This is a genomic window from Paenibacillus sp. fava2 (assembly GCF_058313675.1).
On sequence record NZ_CM177755.1, the window covers coordinates 3876718 to 3895667 of the forward strand.

The following is an 18950-nucleotide window of genomic DNA, read 5'->3' on the forward strand; positions in this document are numbered from 1 at the left end:
AGCAGGAGACATTCATATGACCGGAGCTTTTTTATAAAGGCAGACGGACAGCTTAAAGAGGCTATGCTCCCCGCCGAGGGTAAGAGCATAGCCTTATTTTGACTACAGCTTTCTTGCCTTAATTACAAACGTTACAGGCAGCACTTTTGCTTTTTTCGCAAAATCACTGTTATCACCCTGAGCCTCGAGCAAAGAATCATCCGACTCCTCAACCATCTGCTCAATGATAAAACCTGCTTTGGCGAGCGCATTAATATAGGTGGACATTTTGCGGTCGGATAAGGATAATGTATCGTCGCCGAGTGCTACCGTATACCAGGATTCATCGAAATAACTCTTTTTGAAAGCGAGCGTATTCTGTTCGGCTGCAACACATTTATGTATCGGGTGGGACCAGCTGAAGATGAATACGCCGTCTTTATTCAGGTAAGATGCGATCCGGGCAAAGGTCCCCTCAAGATCGGTAGTCCAGCCTATAGCATAAACCGAATAGATGATGTCAAAATAATCCTCGGGCAAGCCGCATTTGTCCTCCATAGGCGAACAGATCAATTCTGCCGACATACCGCGCGCTGCCAGCAGCTGCCGGGTTTTATCAATCTGGTTCTCAGAAATATCCATACCCCACAGCTCTGCTGCCTGGCGTTCACCCAAATATTGAAGGGATTGTCCGCTTCCACAGCCGATCTCCAGAATTTTCTTGCCGCGGACTTCGCCAAACAGCTGGTGATTTTCTTCTGAGACGAAGGCTCCATATAAGGGAAGTGCTGTTGCTCCTAAAACCTCGTTTCCTTTTGTATCCCAGAATAAGCTGTTCGTTTGATGTATAGCTTCCTTATCCATCTCAACCGTAACCGCGATACCAGCTTCGCTGCCGCCTATAACATTGGTCCTGTAATTAGCTTGCTTGTCCAAATACACAGCCTCCTCACAATAATTTCCTTTTACAGTATATAGAATTCTGAGCAATAAAGGCTGTGATGTTATGACTCACTTCTCGGCGTATGGATGTTCCTTTCTCCCCAGGCTACGATTGACTGAATAAGGGGAACTAACTCCTTGCCGGAGGAAGTAAGGGAATATTCTACCCGCGGAGGGATTTCATTGTATTGCTGACGGTTCACAATTCCGTTATCGATGAGGTCTTTGAGACAGTTGGTCAGCGTCGTGCCAGTAATCCCGCTAAGCCTTCTTTTCAGTTCATTGTACCGTATACTTTCTTCCTCACTTAAACAAGCGAGAATGGGCAGATTCCACTTGCCGCCGATTACCTGAAAAGCAAAGGTTGCCGGACAGAGCTGGTCCATATTCATTTCATATTTCATAAGATATCCTCCATTAGTATATATTTTATACTAGGTATTATAAATAATAGTACTTGTTAAAATATTTATACAAAATATAATCATACTATGGAAACGATAGTAAACGATATTTTCTAAAATGTAAATGAAGGGTGTGGACGCAGAAATGACTGATTCCAATATGATGTGTGACCTGGAGACAGGAGTGTGCGGCGTTGCCGGTGAAGATCCGATGGAAGTTATTGATCTGAATAAGGTCGAGACCAAAGTGACGCTCTATTATGTGACCGATCCGATTTGTTCCCATTGCTGGGCTTTAGAGCCTGTACTCAACCGTTTTATTCAGGAGTACGGGCAATATTTTGATCTGAAAATCGTAATGGGCGGATTACTGCCAAGCTGGAATGGTTTTTCCGATGGAGGTAACGGAATTCAGAAGCCGGCAGATGTTGCCGGGCACTGGAGAGAAGTAGGGGAGCATTCACGTATGCCTATCGACGGGTCGCTGTGGCATACCAATCCTATTCTTTCGTCCTATCCGCCGTCAAGAGTATTCAAGGTGATACAGAGCAAGCATGAAGGCAGAGAAGGTGATTTTCTCAGAATCGCCCGGGAGGCAGTATTCGTATCCAACCTGAACATTGGGGAAGAAGAGGTACTGATCACCATCGTTGACCAGTTGGGGCTGGACGGACGGCAAATCTTTGATGAAGCAGCGCTTGAATCCGCCCAGGATCTGCTGGATGAGGATTTCCGGTTGTCAGCGCGTTTAGGGGTACGGGGATTTCCTAGCCTTGTTATAATCAATGAAGAGAATAAAGGTGTGAAGGTTGTCGGAGCCCGTCCTTTGGATACTTACGTACAAGCGCTTCAGCAAATTATTGCTCATCCGGTTACACCAAGGCTGAAACCGGGCTTATCCCAGCTTTTAAAGAGCGGACACAAGCTTTTCTCAAAAGAGATTGAAGTGATGTATGGACTTGCCGAAGATAAAGTAGAAGCCTTTATTGACTCGGAATTGCCAAAGGGTGCATACCGTGTCCAGCACATCATGAATGAAATGTATGTAGAAAAGTCGGGTTAATGTAAGAATCAGGAACATAGAAGGCAGCAGGGCTTATGACCTGTTGTCTTTTTTGTGCGGGGAAAAGGTGAGGTAAACGATGGGGTAGCCGTGCAGCTGATTCTTGAATCAGTTACTTTTTTTCATATACATAAAAGGATAAATATGGTATACAGAAAACAGTTTGAAACATGAAATTATAACCTATTGTGGCGAGGAGCAACCCGCAAATGGATACCATTGTTGAAATCCGTAATTTAACCAAAACCTATAGGCGGAAGATCGACAAGAAGACCGGTCTCCGGTCCATTTTTCAGAAGAACGATTACGAGCAGGTCTATGCACTAAAGGGAATCAACATACGCATCAACAGGGGAGAGTTCGTCGGATTTCTGGGCATTAACGGCGCAGGCAAATCAACTACCATCAAACTGCTTGCGGGTATTATGCCGCCGGACGAAGGCACTGCTGCAATCAATGGCATGAATACATACTCGAACATCAAGAAGATTTCCCCTAAAATTGGCATTTTGTTCGGGCAGCGCAGCAGCCTTGTATGGGATTTGCCCTTTATCCATTCCCTCGAACTGCTTAAGGATGTGTATTCCGTATCGGATAACCAATATGAAGAATCGCTTCAACTGGCGGATCAATTCTTTGGCATCAAGAGCCTGCTGTATGTTCCGGTGCGCACGATGAGCCTGGGACAACGGATGAAATGCGAATTTACGGCCATTTTACTGCACCAGCCGGAGCTGTACATACTCGACGAGCCGACGATCGGACTTGACATTGTTACGAAGAAGCAGATTAACCGTTTTTTGTCTTATCTCAATCATCAATTTCAGGCTACGATCTTTCTGACCACCCACGATATCGGTGTAGTGGAGAAGTCCTGCAAGAGGATCATTGTCATTAATAACGGCGAGGTTCTGCTGGATAATGCCACAACGGAGGTCGTTGATCACTACCCGGCCACATTCGCCAGCCTGACTGCCAGGGATGAGGATACGGATATTGATTTCGGGCCCTACCGGGATATGATTGAGGTACTGAACAGGGACCGCAATCAATGGATGATCAAAATCAATGAAAAAGGCGATCCGGCGAAGGAAATCATTACGTTTGTGATGTCCAGCAATGAGCTTTCCGGCATCAGCATCGACAAACCGGATCTGGAAAGTGTACTGCTCTATCTCTATGAAAATCCGGATAAGAAGTGATGATGAAGATGATGAAATATTTGGCCTTCAGTAAAACCAGAATCCGGCTGGAGATTTTTTATAAGTTTAATTTCTTGTCTTCCCTGTTTGCTGCACTCGTTATTTTCTTTGTAGAGTATTTCTTATGGAACGCGATCTATTCTGGAAGCGGAAAAACTGAGCTGGCCCAATTAAGCTTTTTCAGCGTCTTCTGTTACATCCTGTTCGGTAATATCCTGCGTAAGCTGCTGGGGGATGGAGTCGATGAACGGATTGGGGAAAACTACCGTGACGGTTCTATTGTCCTGGACAAAGTTAAGCCTGTGCTGCTTCCGTTCAAGTACCTGTTCGATGATCTGGGCAGAGGGCTGCTTCAGGCTGCTGTTATCAGCATACCGCTTGTTTCCGTGTTTCTGTTCAAAGACGGTGATGCCATATCCTTTAAGCAAGTGATGCTGTTTATCGTTATGGCTGGCTTTGCCTACCTGATCTTTTTTATCCTGAATTTCATCCTTGGACTGATCAGCTTCTGGACAGGGTCCATTATCGGTATCTATATGCTAAAAATGGCATGCATGAGCATTCTGTCCGGCCTCTACATTCCGCTGGAATTTTACCCCGGCTGGCTCCTGAAACTATGTTATTTCTTTCCGTTCCGGGCTATTTATTATCTGCCGGCCTCCGTTATGATGAAGAGCTACAGCTTAGAGGAAGGTTTGCTGCTGATCCTTCAGCAGTTGGCTTGGGTCATATTTCTTTTCGTAGTGTGCATGCCACTTCAAAAGGCCGCCTTCAAAAAACTGACCATTCAGGGGGGATAAAGGGTGGAAGGCTTTAAAAAATACCTGCGCTGTTACCGGTCTTATTTCAGGACCAACATGCTTGTATATGCAGAATACAAAACGGATTTCATAGCAATTAATATTGCCAGTGCCCTGATTCTGATTATGGGGGTCGTGAGTCTGGAGATTATTTTCGCCCAAGTAGAGCATATTGCAGGCTGGAATAAATATCAGGTTTTCTGGATGCTCGGTTACTTTTATCTGATCAGAGCGCTTTATAACACCTTCTTCATTAACACATTGAATCTTGGATACTGGATAAGGCAAGGGAGCCTGGATATTTACATCACCCGTCCGCTGGGTACTTTCTTTCAGCTGCTGTCCACGGGCCGGTATAACACCGAACTTCCCCTGGACGAATATCTGATCGGGCTTGGGCTGATGATAGTCGCCGAGAGTCACATTGATATTATTCCCGGAGTAGCGGGCCTGCTCTATCTGGTTTTTGCCCTGATCTTTTGCACCATGATCTATACCTGCATTATGTTTCTCTTATCTGCGGCCTCCTTCTGGATCATCAAGAGCAATGCCCTGCATGAACTGGTAGGAAGCATCGAACGACTGATTGAGTATCCGCTGAACATTTATAATCTGACTATCAAAATCATTCTGACCACCATTTTGCCGTTTGGATTTATCAGCTTTTATCCTTCCCAGTATTTCTTCAGCTTTGAGGATAACATCGTATATATTTTGTGCATTCCCGTTGTGGCGCTGATCCTCATTCTCCTTAGCAGGCTCGTATGGAAGAAGGGATTGCAGACTTACCAGAGTCCGGGAGCCTGATTATAACGGATCCAGTAGTCATAGATTGTTTCAAAAACCTCTTATAATGTTACATATTTATAGCGGTAAGCTTTGCGTCCATACATAAGTTGAGGATGGAAATCGATAAATAAGGAGGAACAGTTAATATGGATATTGCTGAAAAGAAATGTACCAGCTGCGGAGGAAGTTCGTTTGTACAAGCCACGGATTACATAAATCTTCGGCCGCTGGACAAAAAAATGGCGGTGGGCTCTGAGAAGATTTATACGATTTGTTCAAACTGCGGAGAAGTTGTTTCTATTAAAGTAAAAGACCCTGAAAAGTTACAAAAATGATAATCTAAATAACTGACTAATAAGTAATCAACTCATTCTGATATGGGTTGATTTTTTTTATGGCCGGCTTCCTGCTGACAAACTATCATAAGCATTTAAGGTGAACAAGTCCAAGCTAACATTGAAGATTCCTAATATGATAACGTATAAACCTGAAATGGAGTGATCAATAGATGGCGACAATTATAAGCTATGGCTCTCAGGCACTGATCCCGCTAGACCCTCTTAACGATGTTGTAAGGATTGCCGGAATCATTGGGGCCGGGGCGGGACTAGCCACAGCACAGGTAAATATTACTCCGTCAAATCCAGCTTCCTTCTCTAGCAGAGTCGAGTTAAATGGCAGCTTTAGTGTTACCGCACTTGCTGATAGTCAATTTTATGTTTTAATCCGGCGTGCCGGAGTCGACATTTATCGTTCCTTTTTCCGCTTTACGACGGTAACGGATATTCAACTGAATGTTCAGTGGGTAGACGGCCCCTATCTGGGAATCCACAACTATGAACTGGTCATTCAAAATGACAGCATCCTGCCTTTAAGTCTGTTTGGACCTATATCATTCACAGCAGCTGCTATTGGCGGCGAAGGCGTAATTTAAGCCATGGATTCATAGTCTATAGTTCCATTGAGAAAAGACGCTTCCATCCGCAGATTATTGTGGAGACGGGAGCGTCTTCTTACAGATATCAGATCAAGTTGCCTTTGCTCCCTGAAGAAAGAGGGATACCAGCTTATGACCGAGGATGAGAGGAGATTCATACTTCCGGGAGGCATCTTCGCGATTACCCATCAGCATCAGGGTTGAAAAGGTCTCGGCTAGAAACAGCGGGTCCTCCTCACGAAGCAGCTGCCGGTTCATGCCAAGCCTGAAATAGTCTGCCAGCAAATCATGAATATCCTGCTCAGCTTCACGGATAGCCAGAATTTGCCCTTCTTCAAGAAACTTCTCAGCTTCTCTCATCATCGTTACAATCTCGGCATGGGGATTAGCCAATCTGGCTTCTGCCAAGCGCAACAAACCTTGTTCAAGATGATCAGCTTCATCCAGCAACCGGGCAGTGACTGTCCGGATATTATGAAGCATGGTTGTCATGGCAACCTTGAATAATTCGGGTTTACTCGCGAAATGATAATAAATGGTTTGTTTCGATACGCCGCATTGTTTTCCGATTTGCTGCAGCGAGACCGATTCATAGCCATATTCCTTGAATAATGCGGCAGCAGCCAAAATAATTGTCTGATACATAGTGGTATCCGTGTCCGCCTGTCTGGGTCTCCCCGGTAAGCGTTTTGCTGATTTCTCTGGCATTGCACACGCTCCTTCATGAATATATTATGACAAAAACCCGTCATTAAGCAAAACCTGCTTGTAATTTTACTTACCGGTAAATATAATTAATTTTATATTTAAAATTATTATGAGTAAAGGTGGTTAACTATTGAATACGGTGAAACGCAGGAGCAGATGGAAAAAGATACTGATATGGACAAGCGTAATCGCCGTTGCCCTTGTGGCAGGAGTGCTGGTCTATCTATCATCCGTTACATACAGCCCGTCCAAACTTGCTGAAGCTGCCATGCAAAGCGACAGTCAAGTCCGTGTTACCAAAGTAAAAGAGGGATACCGGTTTGAGCCGCAGGCAGTAGAGGCTGTGGAGCCCAATATTATATTCTATCCCGGGGGGCTGGTTAAACCTGCAAGCTACTCGCCTCTCGCCAGAGCAATGGCAGAGCGCGGTCACCGGGTATACATTGCCAAGATGCCACTCAATTTAGCTATTTTTGGCCAAAACAGGGCGGATGCCTTCATTGCAGAACATCCTGATGAAGCTTTTGTAATTGGCGGCCACTCACTGGGCGGCGCTTTTGCATCCCGTTATGCATCGGAACATGCAGAGAAGCTTGAAGGAATTTTCTACTTGGCTTCTTACGCCGATGATGGCGGAAGCTTAGACGCAGCCGGATTATCCGCATTGCAAATTACAGGAACCGATGACGGCGTATTAAACTGGGAGGAATGGGAGAAGACCAAAGCCAACCTTCCCGAGGATACGACATTTGTCAGCATAGAAGGAGGCAACCACGGGCAGTTCGGATCGTACGGCATGCAAAAGGGTGACCGTACGCCCGGGATTACGGAAGATGAACAGCTGCAGAGTGTCGTTCAGGCGTTGGATGGCTGGTTAATGCAGTAAATAAGTTTGCTTTACTTTCTCTCAAGAGGACTATATAATAAAGCCAATTGTATATCGCTTTAACCGGAGGAGCCTGCCAACAGCGGGCTCTTTTTGCGTTGTTTTCTGGAAATAATTTACTTATGGAGGGTTTCGAATGGGGATGATCAAGGAGAGTATTATGGTCTGTGTGCATTATGGCCCGCATGGACAACGGTTAATTCAGAGAGGGAGCGAGCTGGCCAGAAAGCTTCAGGCTCCACTTGTTGTCCTTACTGTTGATTCCACCGGAGAGAATGAATACAACCCGGAGAACCAGCTGTATCTTTCAGGCTGGGAGAAGCAGACGAAGGATGCAGGGGGACTATTCCTGTACCGCAAATGCCACGGTAAAAAGACAGCACAGGTTATCGTAGAAACCGCCCGGGAGAACAAGGTGACCCAAATTGTGCTGGGACAGTCAAGCCAAACACGGTGGCAGGAGATTACGCGCGGCAGCTTCATCAATGATTTGATGGAGCTGGTCGGCACCATTGATCTGCATATTGTTGCAGTACAGCGATATCCTGAGTTGCTCGAGCAAACGCACGAGCGTGGCTTTACTGCGTATCTGGTCAAGAAAGGTGACCGTTATATTCTTATGGAAGAGCCTTCCGGCAGCGATGTAACGAAAGGAACCTTCTTCCGGGAATTTGATACTGATTTTAATACGGGTCTCTTTAAAATTGTGAACAACGGAGAGGCACAATACTTGAAAATCGTACAAAATGAATGGGTTAAGCCCCAGTGAGAACAATAGATGAGTAATAGAAAGGGGTACTAAGCCGTGCTGCATATTGTGATTCTGCTTCCATTTTTGCTGTCAGTATTAATGCTATTAATTAGACAAACTACGCGGTTCCATCCGGGATGGTTTGTACTGCCCCTTCCGGCGGTTCTGTTCCTGTATTTCCTGTTGAAGATTACAGCTGTCAGAGCGGGGGAGCCTATTATCAACACGATCTCCTGGATGCCGTCCTTTGGAGTCGATATTACCCTGATTCTGGATGGCCTCAGCCTGATATTTGTCCTGCTGATTACCGGTGTGGGGGCCCTTGTTGTGCTGTACTCCATTTATTATCTGGATAAACAGACCGAGGGGATCCGGCGATTTTATGTGTACCTGCTCATGTTTATGGGTGCAATGCTGGGGGTTGTGCTCTCAGATAATCTGATCGTCCTCTACGGGTTCTGGGAACTCACGAGCATATCATCATTTTTACTCATTGCCTTCTGGTACGGCCGGGAACGCTCCGGTTATGGTGCAGTGAAGTCTATGCTGATCACGGTGTTTGGCGGGCTGGCCATGTTTGCCGGATTTAATCTGCTGTATGTAATGACTGGCACTTACAGTATCCGGGAGATTATTCTACTAGCGGGGACCTTGACAGATAATGCTATGTTTATTCCTGCTATGCTGCTTATTCTGCTGGGAGCCTTTACGAAATCCGCCCAGTTTCCGTTTCATATCTGGCTGCCGGATGCGATGGAGGCTCCGACTCCGGTAAGTGCATATCTTCACTCGGCGACAATGGTTAAAGCAGGGATTTACCTGGTGGCCCGGCTTACTCCTGTCTTTGCGGGACAGTCGGAGTGGTTCTGGCTGGTGTCGGCAACAGGACTGCTTACCCTCATTTACGGGTCATTTAAAGCTATAAGGCAGACAGATCTTAAAGCCTTGCTCGCATACTCGACGATCAGCCAGCTGGGGTTGATCATGTCTTTGCTCGGGCTCGGGTCTGCAGCCGGCTTTTTTGCAGGAAAGCAGGATGCGGTTTTTTATACCATGGCGACCGCAGCCGCTCTTTTTCACCTTATCAATCATGCCGTATTCAAGGGCAGCCTGTTCATGGTGGTAGGCATCATTGACCATGAGACGGGGACCCGCGATCTCCGCAAGCTGGGTGGACTCATGTCTCTCATGCCGGTTACCTTCTCAGTTGCCCTGATGGGGGCGTTCTCGATGGCAGGATTGCCGCCGTTCAGCGGATTTCTCAGCAAAGAAATGTTCCTTACTTCCGTACTGAATATCCGTGAATTTGATATTCTGAACGCCGGGTTCTGGCTGCAGCTATTTCCTGTAATGGCCTGGATCGCCAGTGTGTTCACCTTTGTATACAGCATGATTCTCGTATTCAAAACCTTTGGCGGTAAGCTTCAAAAAGACAAGCTGGACAAAGTTCCGCATGAAGCACCGCTTGGTCTTTTACTGTCTCCGGTGATCCTTGTTTCTCTTACACTGGTATTTGCCCTTTTCCCGGAACTGGTCTCTGTCACGCTTATTGAACCGGCAATGGCATCCATTCACACCGGGCTTCTCGCTCCGGAGGAAGCATATGAGGTCTCCATTCATTTCTGGCATGGCTGGACACCGGAGATCTTCATGACTCTTGGTGTGATAGTTGCCGGCTTGCTGCTGTACAAAGGCTATTCCCGGTTGCGGGTGCTGGACCGCGAAGCCAGAGGACGTAATACCCTTAACAGGGTGTATGATGCTTCACTCAAGCTATTGGAACGGGGATCAAGACGCATTACTGATGCATATATGACCGGCTCGAACCGCCATTATCTGCTCTATATATTCAGTTTTATTATTATCGCTCTGCTAGCTGTCCTCCTGCGGGAACCGGGAATCAGCTTTGGCATGGAACACTATGCGGATTTGTCCTTTTATGAATTGGCCGTTATAGCAGTAATGCTTATGGCAGCCTTTGCCGTTCCTTTTGCCAAGTCACGGGTCAACGCCATTCTGTTCACCGGCGGAGTCGGATACATGGTGACACTGCTGTTCGTTCTTTTCCGGGCACCGGATCTTGCACTTACTCAAATGATTATTGAAACCGTGTCGGTAATCCTGTTCCTGTTATGTTTCCGTTATTTGCCCAAGCTGAAGCAGCAGAAGGAAGGAGCAGGCTTTAAACTGCCGAATCTGATAATTGCTATAGGTGTCGGTGTCACGGTAACACTTGTTGCTCTGGCGGCAATGGGCAGCAGTCCGTTCCAACCCATCTCCGAGTTTTTCTTAAAGGAAAGCTACAACCTCGCAGGAGGGAAAAATGTTGTCAACGTCATCCTTGTAGATTTCCGCGGATTTGATACTTTGTTTGAAATCATGGTTCTCGGCATCGCCTCGCTGGGCATCTACGGTTTGATCAACCTGAGAATGGAAGAGGATCAGACGCAGCCGCGGCAGGGGGAAGCCCGTCTGGCTGTTCCATTGCGGAGTAACGATGTCATCCTGAAGACCATGTCCAAGGGGATTATCATTATTATTCTGGTGTTCTCTTTTTACCTGTTTTTTGCCGGACATAACCATCCGGGTGGAGGCTTTATAGGGGCACTTATGACTTCGGCTGCGCTTGTTCTGATGATGATTGCTTTTGGCATGGATCAGGTCCGCAAGGCATTTCCTGTGAATTACCGGGTTCTTACTGCAGCTGGACTTCTGCTGGCTATTCTGACAGCCTCAGGGTCATTCCTTTTTAACGCTCCTTTTTTAAGTCATGCCTTCGGCCACTTCCATCTGCCCATTCTTGGGGATGTCGAGCTGGCGACTGCCGTGCTATTTGACCTCGGCGTCTATCTGGCAGTGGTAGGCGTGGCGATGAACATTATCTTAACGATCGGAGGGGATAAACGATGGAACTCGTAATGGCACTGGCCATAGGGATTCTCTTTAGTATAGGCGTCTATCTGATTTTGTCAAAAACGCTGCTGCGAATCGTACTGGGAACCTCCCTGCTGACACATGGTGTTCACCTGCTGCTTCTCACCATGGCCGGACTCAAAAAGGGGGCAGCTCCCGTACTGGGAAAAGAGGATACTTACGTTGATCCTCTGCCTCAGGCTCTGATTCTGACTTCTATTGTGATCAGCTTTGGGGTAACGGCCTTTTATTTCGTACTTGCTTACCGTTCTTATCAGTCCCTGGGTACAGAAGATATCGACAGTATCAAGGAGGCAAAGGAATGAACAATATGCTGGTGCTGCCAATCCTTATTCCCTTGAGCACGGCGGTTATACTGATTTTCTTCAAAGATAAGATACGCCTTCAGCGGGGGGTTAGTGTGGTTAGCGGTCTGCTTACTATGCTTGTTACAGTTCTTCTGGTTACCCGTGTACATGCTGACGGCATCCTGACCTTACAGATGGGGGGCTGGGCGCCTCCTTACGGCATTATATTCGTAGGGGATATGTTCGCTTTACTGCTTGTGATGATGGCTTCGCTTGTCAGCTTTGCCATATTGCTCTATTCCTTCAGCAGCATTGGAGAGAAGCGGGAAAAGTATTATTACTATACGTTTTTTCATTTTCTGCTGGTTGGGGTATACGGTTCGTTCCTCACAGGAGATATTTTCAACCTGTTCGTCTTCTTTGAGGTCATGCTGATTTCCTCTTATGCGCTCATTTCGCTGGGAGGGACCAAGCTTCAGCTAAGAGAAACGGCCAAATACCTGCTTATCAATATAGTATCCTCAACCTTGTTTGTAGCGGCAGTAGCCTATCTCTATGCCGCTGTAGGCACACTCAACATGGCACATTTGTCCCAGCGTATTACCGAAGCGGGCCAAGGCGGCGTAATTAACGTCATCGCCGTATTATTTTTAATTGTGTTTTCCCTGAAAGCCGGTCTGTTTCTGTTCTTTTGGCTTCCGGGATCGTACAGCGCACCTCCGCCGGCGATCAGGGCATTATTTGGTGCATTGCTGACTAAAGTGGGACTTTATGCGATCATCCGCACTTTTACGCTGCTGTTTGTAAACGATACGGACCTTACTCATAACCTGATAGCCTGGATGGCTGCGGCTACCATGATTCTGGGCAGCTTGGGGGCAGTGGCCTACAAGGACATTCCGCGTATTTTTAATTATAACGTCATTATCAGTGTAGGTTTTGCGGCCTTTGGACTTGCTGCCGGAACGCAGGATGCGCTGGACGGAGCCGTCTTCTATCTGCTTCACGACATGCTGGCTAAAGCGCTCTTGTTCATCCTTGGCGGACTGATTATCACTGCAGCGGGAACAGACCAGTTAATCGGCATGGGCGGGATGATCAAGAAATATCCGCTCCTCGGCTGGATGTTCTTTATACTGGCTCTTGCCCTGGTCGGTATTCCGCCGCTAAGCGGTTTTGCCGGCAAGCTGTTAATTATCCGCGGGGCTTTGGATGCCGGTATGCTGACACTGGCACTTGTAGGCCTCGGATCAAGCTTTATGGTGCTGTATTCCTTAATCAAGGTCTTCAGGCTGGCATTCTGGGGAAATGAACCGGGGAACAATCGGCCCGCAGTCAGCTTAAAAGGGGCTACGGCTGTCGCCGCCGGACTGCTGGTGCTTGTCATTGCGATGGGAATCGGTGCAGATCCTCTATATGCCTTTGTATCGCAGGCCGGTGATGTTCTGGCTTCACCTGCAGAGTACATTCAAGCCGTAATGATGAAGGAGTAGATGAGATGGCCTTACAATTCTTGTTTAACCTGTTAATTGCTTTTCTCTGGATGGCGATAAATAACAATAACACTGGCTCCAGCTTCATTATTGGTTACTTGCTCGGTATAGTACTGCTGCTGTTATTCAGAAAATCCAGACCACAGACCCGGCCGTTCTACATCAGACGTCTATGGTCCATAACGAAGCTTCTGCTGATCTTTGCCCGCGAATTGACCATATCCAATTTTGTGGTGATTGGTCATATTCTTCGTCCGAAGCTGGCCATTCGTCCCGGTATATTTGCTTACGAGACTGCCTTAACCTCGGAATGGGAAGTCACGCTGCTATCCTGCCTGATTTGCCTGACTCCAGGAACGCTGACGCTGGATGTGTCAAGCGATGGAAAGACGTTATACATTCATGCCATTGATATTAAAGATGCCGAGGTGATGGCCAAGCAGATTAGAGACAATTTCGAACAAGTGATTTTGGAGGTGACCCGCTGATGGTATCCGCGCTGTTAACTGCGTCATTGGTTATTCTGGGCTTGGCGATGCTGGCCTGCCTGTTCCGTCTTCTGAAAGGGCCTACCCGTTCAGATAGGGTTGCTGCATTGGATACGATCGGGATTGATGTACTGGCCATGATAACCGTCCTGTGTATGCTGTTGAATACTCAGGATTTTCTGGAGGTAATACTGGTGATCGGTATTCTGACGTTTATTGGAACAACTGCTCTCGCCAGATATATTGAACGGGGTGTCGTTGTAGAGGAAGGGGAGAGACCGCATGACAGGTGAATTGTTCAGCTCGATTCTGGTGGTGATTGGTGCCGTTTTCTGTGCGATCAGCGCTTTCGGATTAGTCCGGCTGCCCGATGTTTATCTGCGCTCGCATGCTGCCACCAAAAGTGCAACCTTCGGCGTATTATGTTTGCTTGGCGGCGGCTTTCTGTACTTTTGGTTTAAAGACGGAACGGTCAGCATAAAGCTGCTGCTCGCCATCTTGTTCGTATTTATCACTTCGCCGGTCGCAGGCCATTTGAATGGCCGGGCTGCCTACCGTTCAGGCGTGCCATTATGGAAGGACAGCGTTCAAAATGAGTTACTTCCCAAAGTCGAACCGAACCAGGAGAAGCCGGTAAAATAAGTTCAAGCCGCAGAGTTTCTTTTGCAAAGCGGGGAAGCCGCGTATTTTGGGGAAATCCCGGGAACATCGGGCAGGACGATCTCTTGAAATTCGCATCCGGCAGCCAGGAGGGATATTCATGATTATTGCCACCCAGCCTTACTATAAAGTAGAACGTATCGTCACTGCAGACAATCTCGAGATCATCATGCACAGGCGCTCGTTATGTCTTTATTCAAACCGGATTGTTTCGGCTTACCGCGAGTTTCCAATTGACGAGATTTTTGATATTTCATTCAAAGATCTCGGACAAGGACATGGCGTACTCTATTTGCATACAAAACACGGGGTCTATGCGTATACAATAGAATCCGATGCTGAATTCTTTATATCTGAGGTGAAAAAACGGCTACAGTCCTTTTGAGGAACTGTAGCCGTTTTTTTGCATGAAGCTTTGCTGCATCTAATCTTAAGCACCCGGCTTCTTGGAATTCATGACATTTCCGCGTACCATATCTCCCCACTGATGCTGTTTGCCGCGCACTGCTTGAAAGAGTCCTTTACAACGCCAGGCTGTCATGAGCGGACGGAACCAAAAGGCCTCCGAGAGCGCATAAAAGAACAGCCGGAATAAATCGGCGACCTTATTATAGCGTCCAACACACCACTGCTCAAACAATACAGCCCCAACGGACAACAGCGAACCGTAGATCACCATCACCAGAAACAATGCCAGGCTGAGCTGTGTGTTGACCACTTGGAGTGATAACCCCAGCACCACGGTAAGTATTCCGAGCACCTCCACTACGGGGCCTAACAGTTCAACGAATACAAAATAGGGCATGGCGACCATCCCGATTCTTCCGTAGCGCGGATTTAAAAGCATCACTTTGTGCTTCCACAGGCTTTCAAATAGGCCCCGGTGCCAGCGTGTACGCTGCCGGTGAAGAACCTTCACAGTCTCCGGCGCTTCCGTCCAGCAGACGGGATCCGGTACATATACGATTCTCGCCTTGCTTTTTTTCTCCCTGATCCGCCGGTGCAGCCTGACAATCAGCTCCATGTCCTCTCCAATCGTTCCCGGCTCATAGCCGCCGGCTTCAATGACCCAGTCTTTCTTGAATACGCCAAAAGCTCCTGAAACAATAAGCAGAATATTGAACCGGCTTAAACCTACACGTCCCATTAAAAAAGCCCGCAAATATTCGATAACCTGCATGATAACCAGCGGTTTTCTGGAGAGCAGGACATTCTCGCCGCTAAGATGGCCGCTGTCGACATAGCTCCCGTTAGCTATGCCGACGCTGCCTCCGGTGGCCACAATCTCTTCGCCGGGGAGCGCATCCATCACAGGCTTCATCACCTTAATGAAGGCATCCGTATCGAGCACGGTATCGCCATCCAGCGAGGCAAAATACGGGTATTGGCATACATTGATACCCACGTTGAGGGCATCCGCTTTTCCGCCGTTTTCCTTGTCGACGAGTACCAGATTATGATGCTGGAGAGAGCGGTAGATGCCGCGGATAGGCTTGGTTTCCCTTCCGAGGCCTGACCACTGTACCTTGCTTTTGATTTCCACCATTTGAAATTCCGTTACCAAGCTTTGCGCCGTTGAATCCTTGGAGCCATCGTTAATGACAACAATTTCAAACTGCTTGTAATTGATCCCCAAGAGGGAGCGTACACTCCAGACTATATTTAATTCTTCGTTATAAGCAGGAACCAGAATGGATAGGGGAGGGGCCAGCTCACTGCTTAGAATCTTGTCATACTGGATCGGCTTGACATCCTTCTCCCGGAACAGCTTTACAGCTGCTATAATAAACAGCGAAATGTAGACCAGCGTTATAAAAGCAACATAGAACACCAGCACGTAAGATAAACTGTCCAGGACATTATATATAAGCTCAATGGAAGACTCCTTCATATCGTTTCCTTTCCAGCGTTTCTTCCGCCATTTCTCTGGCAAAGCGGTCCGGATGATGCAGAGCGGCGCTTTGCAGCTGTTCTTCTCCTGATTTGTAACGGGAAAGTGAATCACTGGCGGTCTGACGGACAGGATACGATTCATCGCCCAGGAATTCCAGCAGGATCGGAAGAAAATGCTCCTCGCGAATGCTTCCCATCAGCCGGGCCAGTGCCTGCCGTTCATTCCAGCTAATACCGGTCTGTGCCTGAAGGAGCGCAAGCAGCTTGCTTTCACCTTCAGGACTGATGTATCCGAAGTTTGCTATCGCATTGACCGCACGCAGCCGAAGGTCAGGCTCCTCACTGCCAAGCAGTGACTCCAGATGGGACAGTACCAGAGCAGAGCGCTCATTGCGCAGCCGAAGGGCATCCACCACAGCGCACTGAACTCTTAAGGGGTACACATGAAATTTATTCAGAATGACCTCCTGCAAAACGGGCTGAAGCGGCAATATCAGCTGAAGCAGCTGAGAATCGGACAAGGAAGAGGCTTCAGCTTGTAAATAGGGCAGAATCTCCTTCATCTGAAGGCTGGCAAAAATCCGTAGGATCAGAAATCTCTCGGTATCTAAGGGCTTCGTTTTGCCCAGCAGTTCTGTCAGTTCTGCCCGCATAGTATCCATCTGAAAGAGTTCCAGCTCCAAGAGTGCATTGACACGCGTACTCCACCGGCGATTCTTCAGCTGTTTTGCATAGTAATCATGAAAATGATTCCGTGCATATTCGTAAATCAGGGCTCTTTCATGCTCTGTTCTGCTTATGGACAGGCGTACACGCAGCGCCTCGTAAACAGGTGAACGGCGGTCTTTGCGGACATTAAGGATACGGGAGACTTCCCCCGTCTCCAGAAAGACCTGCAATGCAGAGTCCGTAGCCAGTAACCGCTGGAGACGGCGGTTATAACGGTCGGTATGCTTGTTATTTATTGCTTTGCGCGCGGATAAGTATATCAAGAGACTGACAAGCAGGATTAACAGCACGAGACCCGTTATTTGTACAACCTGGAGTAGAAATACGAAACGGCCGTTCATCCGTTCATCCCCCGCAAAAGCCTGACAACCCGGGCTTCAAGCTCAACAAGACTGAAGGGTTTGGTCAAGTAATCATCTGTTCCGGCCTGAATCGCTTCCGCAATCTCGCGTTCCTCATTGACTCCGGTCAGCATCAGAATCGTGTATTCGCCGCGTCCAGCACCGCTGCGCAACTTGCGTAGAACCTCCATGCCATTCATTCGAGGCATCATCCGGTCCAGAACCAGGAGATACCGTCCTCCCATGGAATGCCACGGATCACTGAAAAATTCTTCTCCGTCCTTGAATTTGCGGATCTCCATATTGTAATTCCCCGAGAGATCGGAGAGCTGTTTGGCAAGCAGGTTGCGGATCAGATCATCATCGTCGATCACAGCAAGACGCAAAGGCTGTTCCTGCACGAGGCCTGATTGATTCTCGGTATACCGGGTGCAGATTCCTCCGCCGGCTGCCTTGGAGGCAGCAACAGCTATATCAGCCTGTTCAAGAATTCTTTCGCCGGGCAATTCGCTGCTGACTGCCGTCACACCGGCCGAGTATGTCGCTGCAAGCGGCAATTGCGGATTCATTTGATGCTGATATGAGGCAAATTCCCGGATCAGACGCCGGGCCTCATGCTCGGCTTCTTCAACGGTTAAGCCAGGCTGCAGCAGCAAAAAATGGTCTGCGCGATCTCTTGCCCAAATATCCTGGTCCCGCAGACGGGAGCGGATAAAAGAAGAGAAGGAACGGAGTAGCTTATCGCCTTCATCATAGTTCCCCCCCTCATTCCATTTACGGAACTGATCAATATCCAGAACGGTGAGGCTAAGGGGTGAACCTGCAGCTGATGAAGCACTGCGCCAGCGCTCCAGCTCTTGTCTGAAGAAACGGCTGTTATAGGCACCTGTCAGCTCATCAAGCATCAGCATGGAAGTCAGTCTTAGACGTCTGGCGAGCTGCCTGCCGATCCGGGCCGCGAACTCATCAAGCTCAAACGGCTTGGCTATGAAATCATCTGCTCCAGAGGCATAGCTCCGCATCCGTGTTTCTTTGTCGTTCCCGGCACTCATAAGTACGGTAGGAATCAATCGTTCCTCGCAGCGGCTGCGAATGTTGTCCAGCAGTTCAAACCCGCTGCTGTTCTCCAGAACGATATCTAGAATGACACAATCCGGCTCCAGATCATAACACCATTCCAGTGCTTTGGAGGGCAGGGAGGTGGCCATAACCATCCAGCCATACGTTTCCAGCGTTTCTTTCAGCACTCTAAGCATGTCCGGATCGTCGTCAATAATCACAATCAGGCTTAATTTCAGGGTGTCGCCGGATACTGTTGTATGAAGTATAGGTTCCGGCTGCTCTACAACTGTTCCTAATGCCAAGTCACCCTCAGCCCCTTCACGGGGAAGAAGAATATATAGTGGCTTGAGCAGCACGTTCAATTCATCAGCTGACCATTCCTGTTCTGATCCATCCCGCAGCTGTCCGGTCAGGTTCTCTGCAGCAGCTGACCATTCAGAGAGCCCGATTGTTCCGGCCGTACCTTTAATGGAATGAATCAGACGATAGATTTCACCCTCAGGTGCAGAGGAGGCGGTGGCTAAAACCCCAAGCTTTTCTTGCATTTTCCTGAGAAACATTTGTTGAAACTTGTCCATGAGCAGGTTCGTTCTCCTCTCTTG

The 18950-nt window shown here is 47.9% G+C and carries 21 protein-coding genes; 15 read left to right on the forward strand and 6 right to left on the reverse strand.

Annotated features, from left to right (window positions below; translation table 11 throughout):
- Positions 1 to 102 precede the first annotated feature (102 nt).
- A complete protein-coding gene (locus AC4G46_RS16675; RefSeq protein ID WP_491123714.1) occupies positions 103 to 915 on the reverse strand; it encodes a class I SAM-dependent methyltransferase in 813 nt (270 codons plus the stop codon).
- Between the two features lie 68 nt (positions 916 to 983).
- Positions 984 to 1325, reverse strand: a complete 342-nt coding sequence (locus tag AC4G46_RS16680) for a winged helix-turn-helix transcriptional regulator (protein WP_491123715.1) — start codon at positions 1323 to 1325, stop codon at positions 984 to 986.
- A gap of 124 nt (positions 1326 to 1449) precedes the next feature.
- On the opposite strand from AC4G46_RS16680, the gene AC4G46_RS16685 reads away from it, so the two are divergent.
- The 6 genes from AC4G46_RS16685 to AC4G46_RS16710 all read left to right on the forward strand — a co-directional run bounded on the left by AC4G46_RS16685 (position 1450) and on the right by AC4G46_RS16710 (position 6113).
- Positions 1450 to 2388: a DsbA family oxidoreductase gene (locus AC4G46_RS16685; protein WP_491123716.1), complete on the forward strand. Its 939-nt coding sequence runs from the start codon at positions 1450 to 1452 to the stop codon at positions 2386 to 2388.
- 209 nt (positions 2389 to 2597) lie between these two features.
- Positions 2598 to 3590, forward strand: coding sequence for an ABC transporter ATP-binding protein (locus tag AC4G46_RS16690; protein ID WP_491123717.1), 993 nt, complete (start codon positions 2598 to 2600; stop codon positions 3588 to 3590).
- A 20-nt stretch (positions 3591 to 3610) separates the two neighbouring features.
- Positions 3611 to 4390, forward strand: a complete 780-nt coding sequence (locus AC4G46_RS16695) for an ABC transporter permease (RefSeq protein WP_491123718.1) — start codon at positions 3611 to 3613, stop codon at positions 4388 to 4390.
- A 3-nt stretch (positions 4391 to 4393) separates the two neighbouring features.
- Positions 4394 to 5197 (forward strand): ABC transporter permease, encoded by an 804-nt coding sequence (locus AC4G46_RS16700; RefSeq protein WP_491123719.1) that lies wholly within the window; start codon positions 4394 to 4396, stop codon positions 5195 to 5197.
- Between the two features lie 128 nt (positions 5198 to 5325).
- A complete protein-coding gene (locus AC4G46_RS16705) occupies positions 5326 to 5514 on the forward strand; it encodes a hypothetical protein (protein ID WP_491123720.1) in 189 nt (62 codons plus the stop codon).
- A 173-nt stretch (positions 5515 to 5687) separates the two neighbouring features.
- The gene (locus AC4G46_RS16710) at positions 5688 to 6113 is read left to right on the forward strand and encodes a hypothetical protein (RefSeq protein WP_491123721.1); all 426 of its coding nucleotides are present in this window, start codon (positions 5688 to 5690) and stop codon (positions 6111 to 6113) included.
- A gap of 93 nt (positions 6114 to 6206) precedes the next feature.
- Here the strand turns inward: AC4G46_RS16710 and AC4G46_RS16715 are convergent, their stop codons facing one another.
- Complete coding sequence (locus AC4G46_RS16715; RefSeq protein WP_491123722.1) at positions 6207 to 6743, reverse strand: TetR/AcrR family transcriptional regulator; 537 nt, start codon at positions 6741 to 6743, stop codon at positions 6207 to 6209.
- Positions 6744 to 6963: 220 nt separating this feature from the next.
- Between AC4G46_RS16715 and AC4G46_RS16720 the strand changes: the two genes are divergently transcribed.
- The 9 genes from AC4G46_RS16720 to AC4G46_RS16760 all read left to right on the forward strand — a co-directional run bounded on the left by AC4G46_RS16720 (position 6964) and on the right by AC4G46_RS16760 (position 14708).
- The gene (locus tag AC4G46_RS16720; protein ID WP_491128904.1) at positions 6964 to 7710 is read left to right on the forward strand and encodes an alpha/beta hydrolase; all 747 of its coding nucleotides are present in this window, start codon (positions 6964 to 6966) and stop codon (positions 7708 to 7710) included.
- 136 nt (positions 7711 to 7846) lie between these two features.
- Positions 7847 to 8479 (forward strand): universal stress protein, encoded by a 633-nt coding sequence (locus tag AC4G46_RS16725; protein WP_491123723.1) that lies wholly within the window; start codon positions 7847 to 7849, stop codon positions 8477 to 8479.
- Positions 8480 to 8515: 36 nt separating this feature from the next.
- A complete protein-coding gene (locus AC4G46_RS16730) occupies positions 8516 to 11380 on the forward strand; it encodes a Na+/H+ antiporter subunit A (protein WP_491123724.1) in 2865 nt (954 codons plus the stop codon).
- Entirely contained in the window at positions 11368 to 11700 is a 333-nt protein-coding gene (locus AC4G46_RS16735; protein ID WP_491123725.1) for a Na(+)/H(+) antiporter subunit C, read from the forward strand. Before AC4G46_RS16730 ends, AC4G46_RS16735 begins: the two co-directional genes overlap by 13 nt.
- A complete protein-coding gene (locus tag AC4G46_RS16740) occupies positions 11697 to 13175 on the forward strand; it encodes a Na+/H+ antiporter subunit D (RefSeq protein WP_491123726.1) in 1479 nt (492 codons plus the stop codon). Before AC4G46_RS16735 ends, AC4G46_RS16740 begins: the two co-directional genes overlap by 4 nt.
- A 5-nt stretch (positions 13176 to 13180) precedes the next feature.
- Entirely contained in the window at positions 13181 to 13663 is a 483-nt protein-coding gene (locus tag AC4G46_RS16745) for a Na+/H+ antiporter subunit E (protein ID WP_491123727.1), read from the forward strand.
- The gene (locus AC4G46_RS16750; protein ID WP_491123728.1) at positions 13663 to 13956 is read left to right on the forward strand and encodes a Na(+)/H(+) antiporter subunit F1; all 294 of its coding nucleotides are present in this window, start codon (positions 13663 to 13665) and stop codon (positions 13954 to 13956) included. The genes AC4G46_RS16745 and AC4G46_RS16750 overlap by 1 nt, the downstream gene beginning before the upstream one ends.
- Positions 13946 to 14305: a monovalent cation/H(+) antiporter subunit G gene (gene mnhG, locus AC4G46_RS16755; RefSeq protein ID WP_491123729.1), complete on the forward strand. Its 360-nt coding sequence runs from the start codon at positions 13946 to 13948 to the stop codon at positions 14303 to 14305. The genes AC4G46_RS16750 and mnhG overlap by 11 nt, the downstream gene beginning before the upstream one ends.
- Before the next feature lie 118 nt (positions 14306 to 14423).
- A complete protein-coding gene (locus AC4G46_RS16760) occupies positions 14424 to 14708 on the forward strand; it encodes a hypothetical protein (protein ID WP_491123730.1) in 285 nt (94 codons plus the stop codon).
- A gap of 45 nt (positions 14709 to 14753) precedes the next feature.
- Here AC4G46_RS16760 and AC4G46_RS16765 read toward each other — a convergent pair whose 3' ends face one another.
- The 3 genes from AC4G46_RS16765 to AC4G46_RS16775 all read right to left on the reverse strand — a co-directional run bounded on the left by AC4G46_RS16765 (position 14754) and on the right by AC4G46_RS16775 (position 18926).
- Positions 14754 to 16214, reverse strand: coding sequence for a glycosyltransferase family 2 protein (locus tag AC4G46_RS16765; RefSeq protein ID WP_491123731.1), 1461 nt, complete (start codon positions 16212 to 16214; stop codon positions 14754 to 14756).
- Entirely contained in the window at positions 16195 to 17208 is a 1014-nt protein-coding gene (locus AC4G46_RS16770; RefSeq protein WP_491123732.1) for a HEAT repeat domain-containing protein, read from the reverse strand. Before AC4G46_RS16770 ends, AC4G46_RS16765 begins: the two co-directional genes overlap by 20 nt.
- 74 nt (positions 17209 to 17282) lie before the next feature.
- Positions 17283 to 18926 carry a response regulator gene (locus AC4G46_RS16775; RefSeq protein ID WP_491123733.1) on the reverse strand — a complete coding sequence of 548 codons (1644 nt, stop codon included), beginning with the start codon at positions 18924 to 18926 and terminating at the stop codon, positions 17283 to 17285.
- Positions 18927 to 18950 lie beyond the last annotated feature (24 nt).

Bases quoted from the DNA above. Each gene is read 5' to 3' on its own strand.
- AC4G46_RS16680 (WP_491123715.1), bottom strand. From the start codon at position 1,325: ATGAAATATGAAATGAATATGGACCAGCTCTGTCCGGCAACCTTTGCT.
- AC4G46_RS16685 (WP_491123716.1), top strand. From the start codon at position 1,450: ATGAAGGGTGTGGACGCAGAAATGACTGATTCCAATATGATGTGTGAC.
- AC4G46_RS16690 (WP_491123717.1), top strand. From the start codon at position 2,598: ATGGATACCATTGTTGAAATCCGTAATTTAACCAAAACCTATAGGCGG.
- AC4G46_RS16705 (WP_491123720.1), top strand. From the start codon at position 5,326: ATGGATATTGCTGAAAAGAAATGTACCAGCTGCGGAGGAAGTTCGTTT.
- AC4G46_RS16710 (WP_491123721.1), top strand. From the start codon at position 5,688: ATGGCGACAATTATAAGCTATGGCTCTCAGGCACTGATCCCGCTAGAC.
- AC4G46_RS16725 (WP_491123723.1), top strand. From the start codon at position 7,847: ATGGGGATGATCAAGGAGAGTATTATGGTCTGTGTGCATTATGGCCCG.
- AC4G46_RS16735 (WP_491123725.1), top strand. From the start codon at position 11,368: ATGGAACTCGTAATGGCACTGGCCATAGGGATTCTCTTTAGTATAGGC.
- AC4G46_RS16740 (WP_491123726.1), top strand. From the start codon at position 11,697: ATGAACAATATGCTGGTGCTGCCAATCCTTATTCCCTTGAGCACGGCG.
- AC4G46_RS16745 (WP_491123727.1), top strand. From the start codon at position 13,181: ATGGCCTTACAATTCTTGTTTAACCTGTTAATTGCTTTTCTCTGGATG.
- AC4G46_RS16750 (WP_491123728.1), top strand. From the start codon at position 13,663: ATGGTATCCGCGCTGTTAACTGCGTCATTGGTTATTCTGGGCTTGGCG.
- mnhG (WP_491123729.1), top strand. From the start codon at position 13,946: ATGACAGGTGAATTGTTCAGCTCGATTCTGGTGGTGATTGGTGCCGTT.
- AC4G46_RS16760 (WP_491123730.1), top strand. From the start codon at position 14,424: ATGATTATTGCCACCCAGCCTTACTATAAAGTAGAACGTATCGTCACT.
- AC4G46_RS16765 (WP_491123731.1), bottom strand. From the start codon at position 16,214: ATGAAGGAGTCTTCCATTGAGCTTATATATAATGTCCTGGACAGTTTA.
- AC4G46_RS16775 (WP_491123733.1), bottom strand. From the start codon at position 18,926: ATGGACAAGTTTCAACAAATGTTTCTCAGGAAAATGCAAGAAAAGCTT.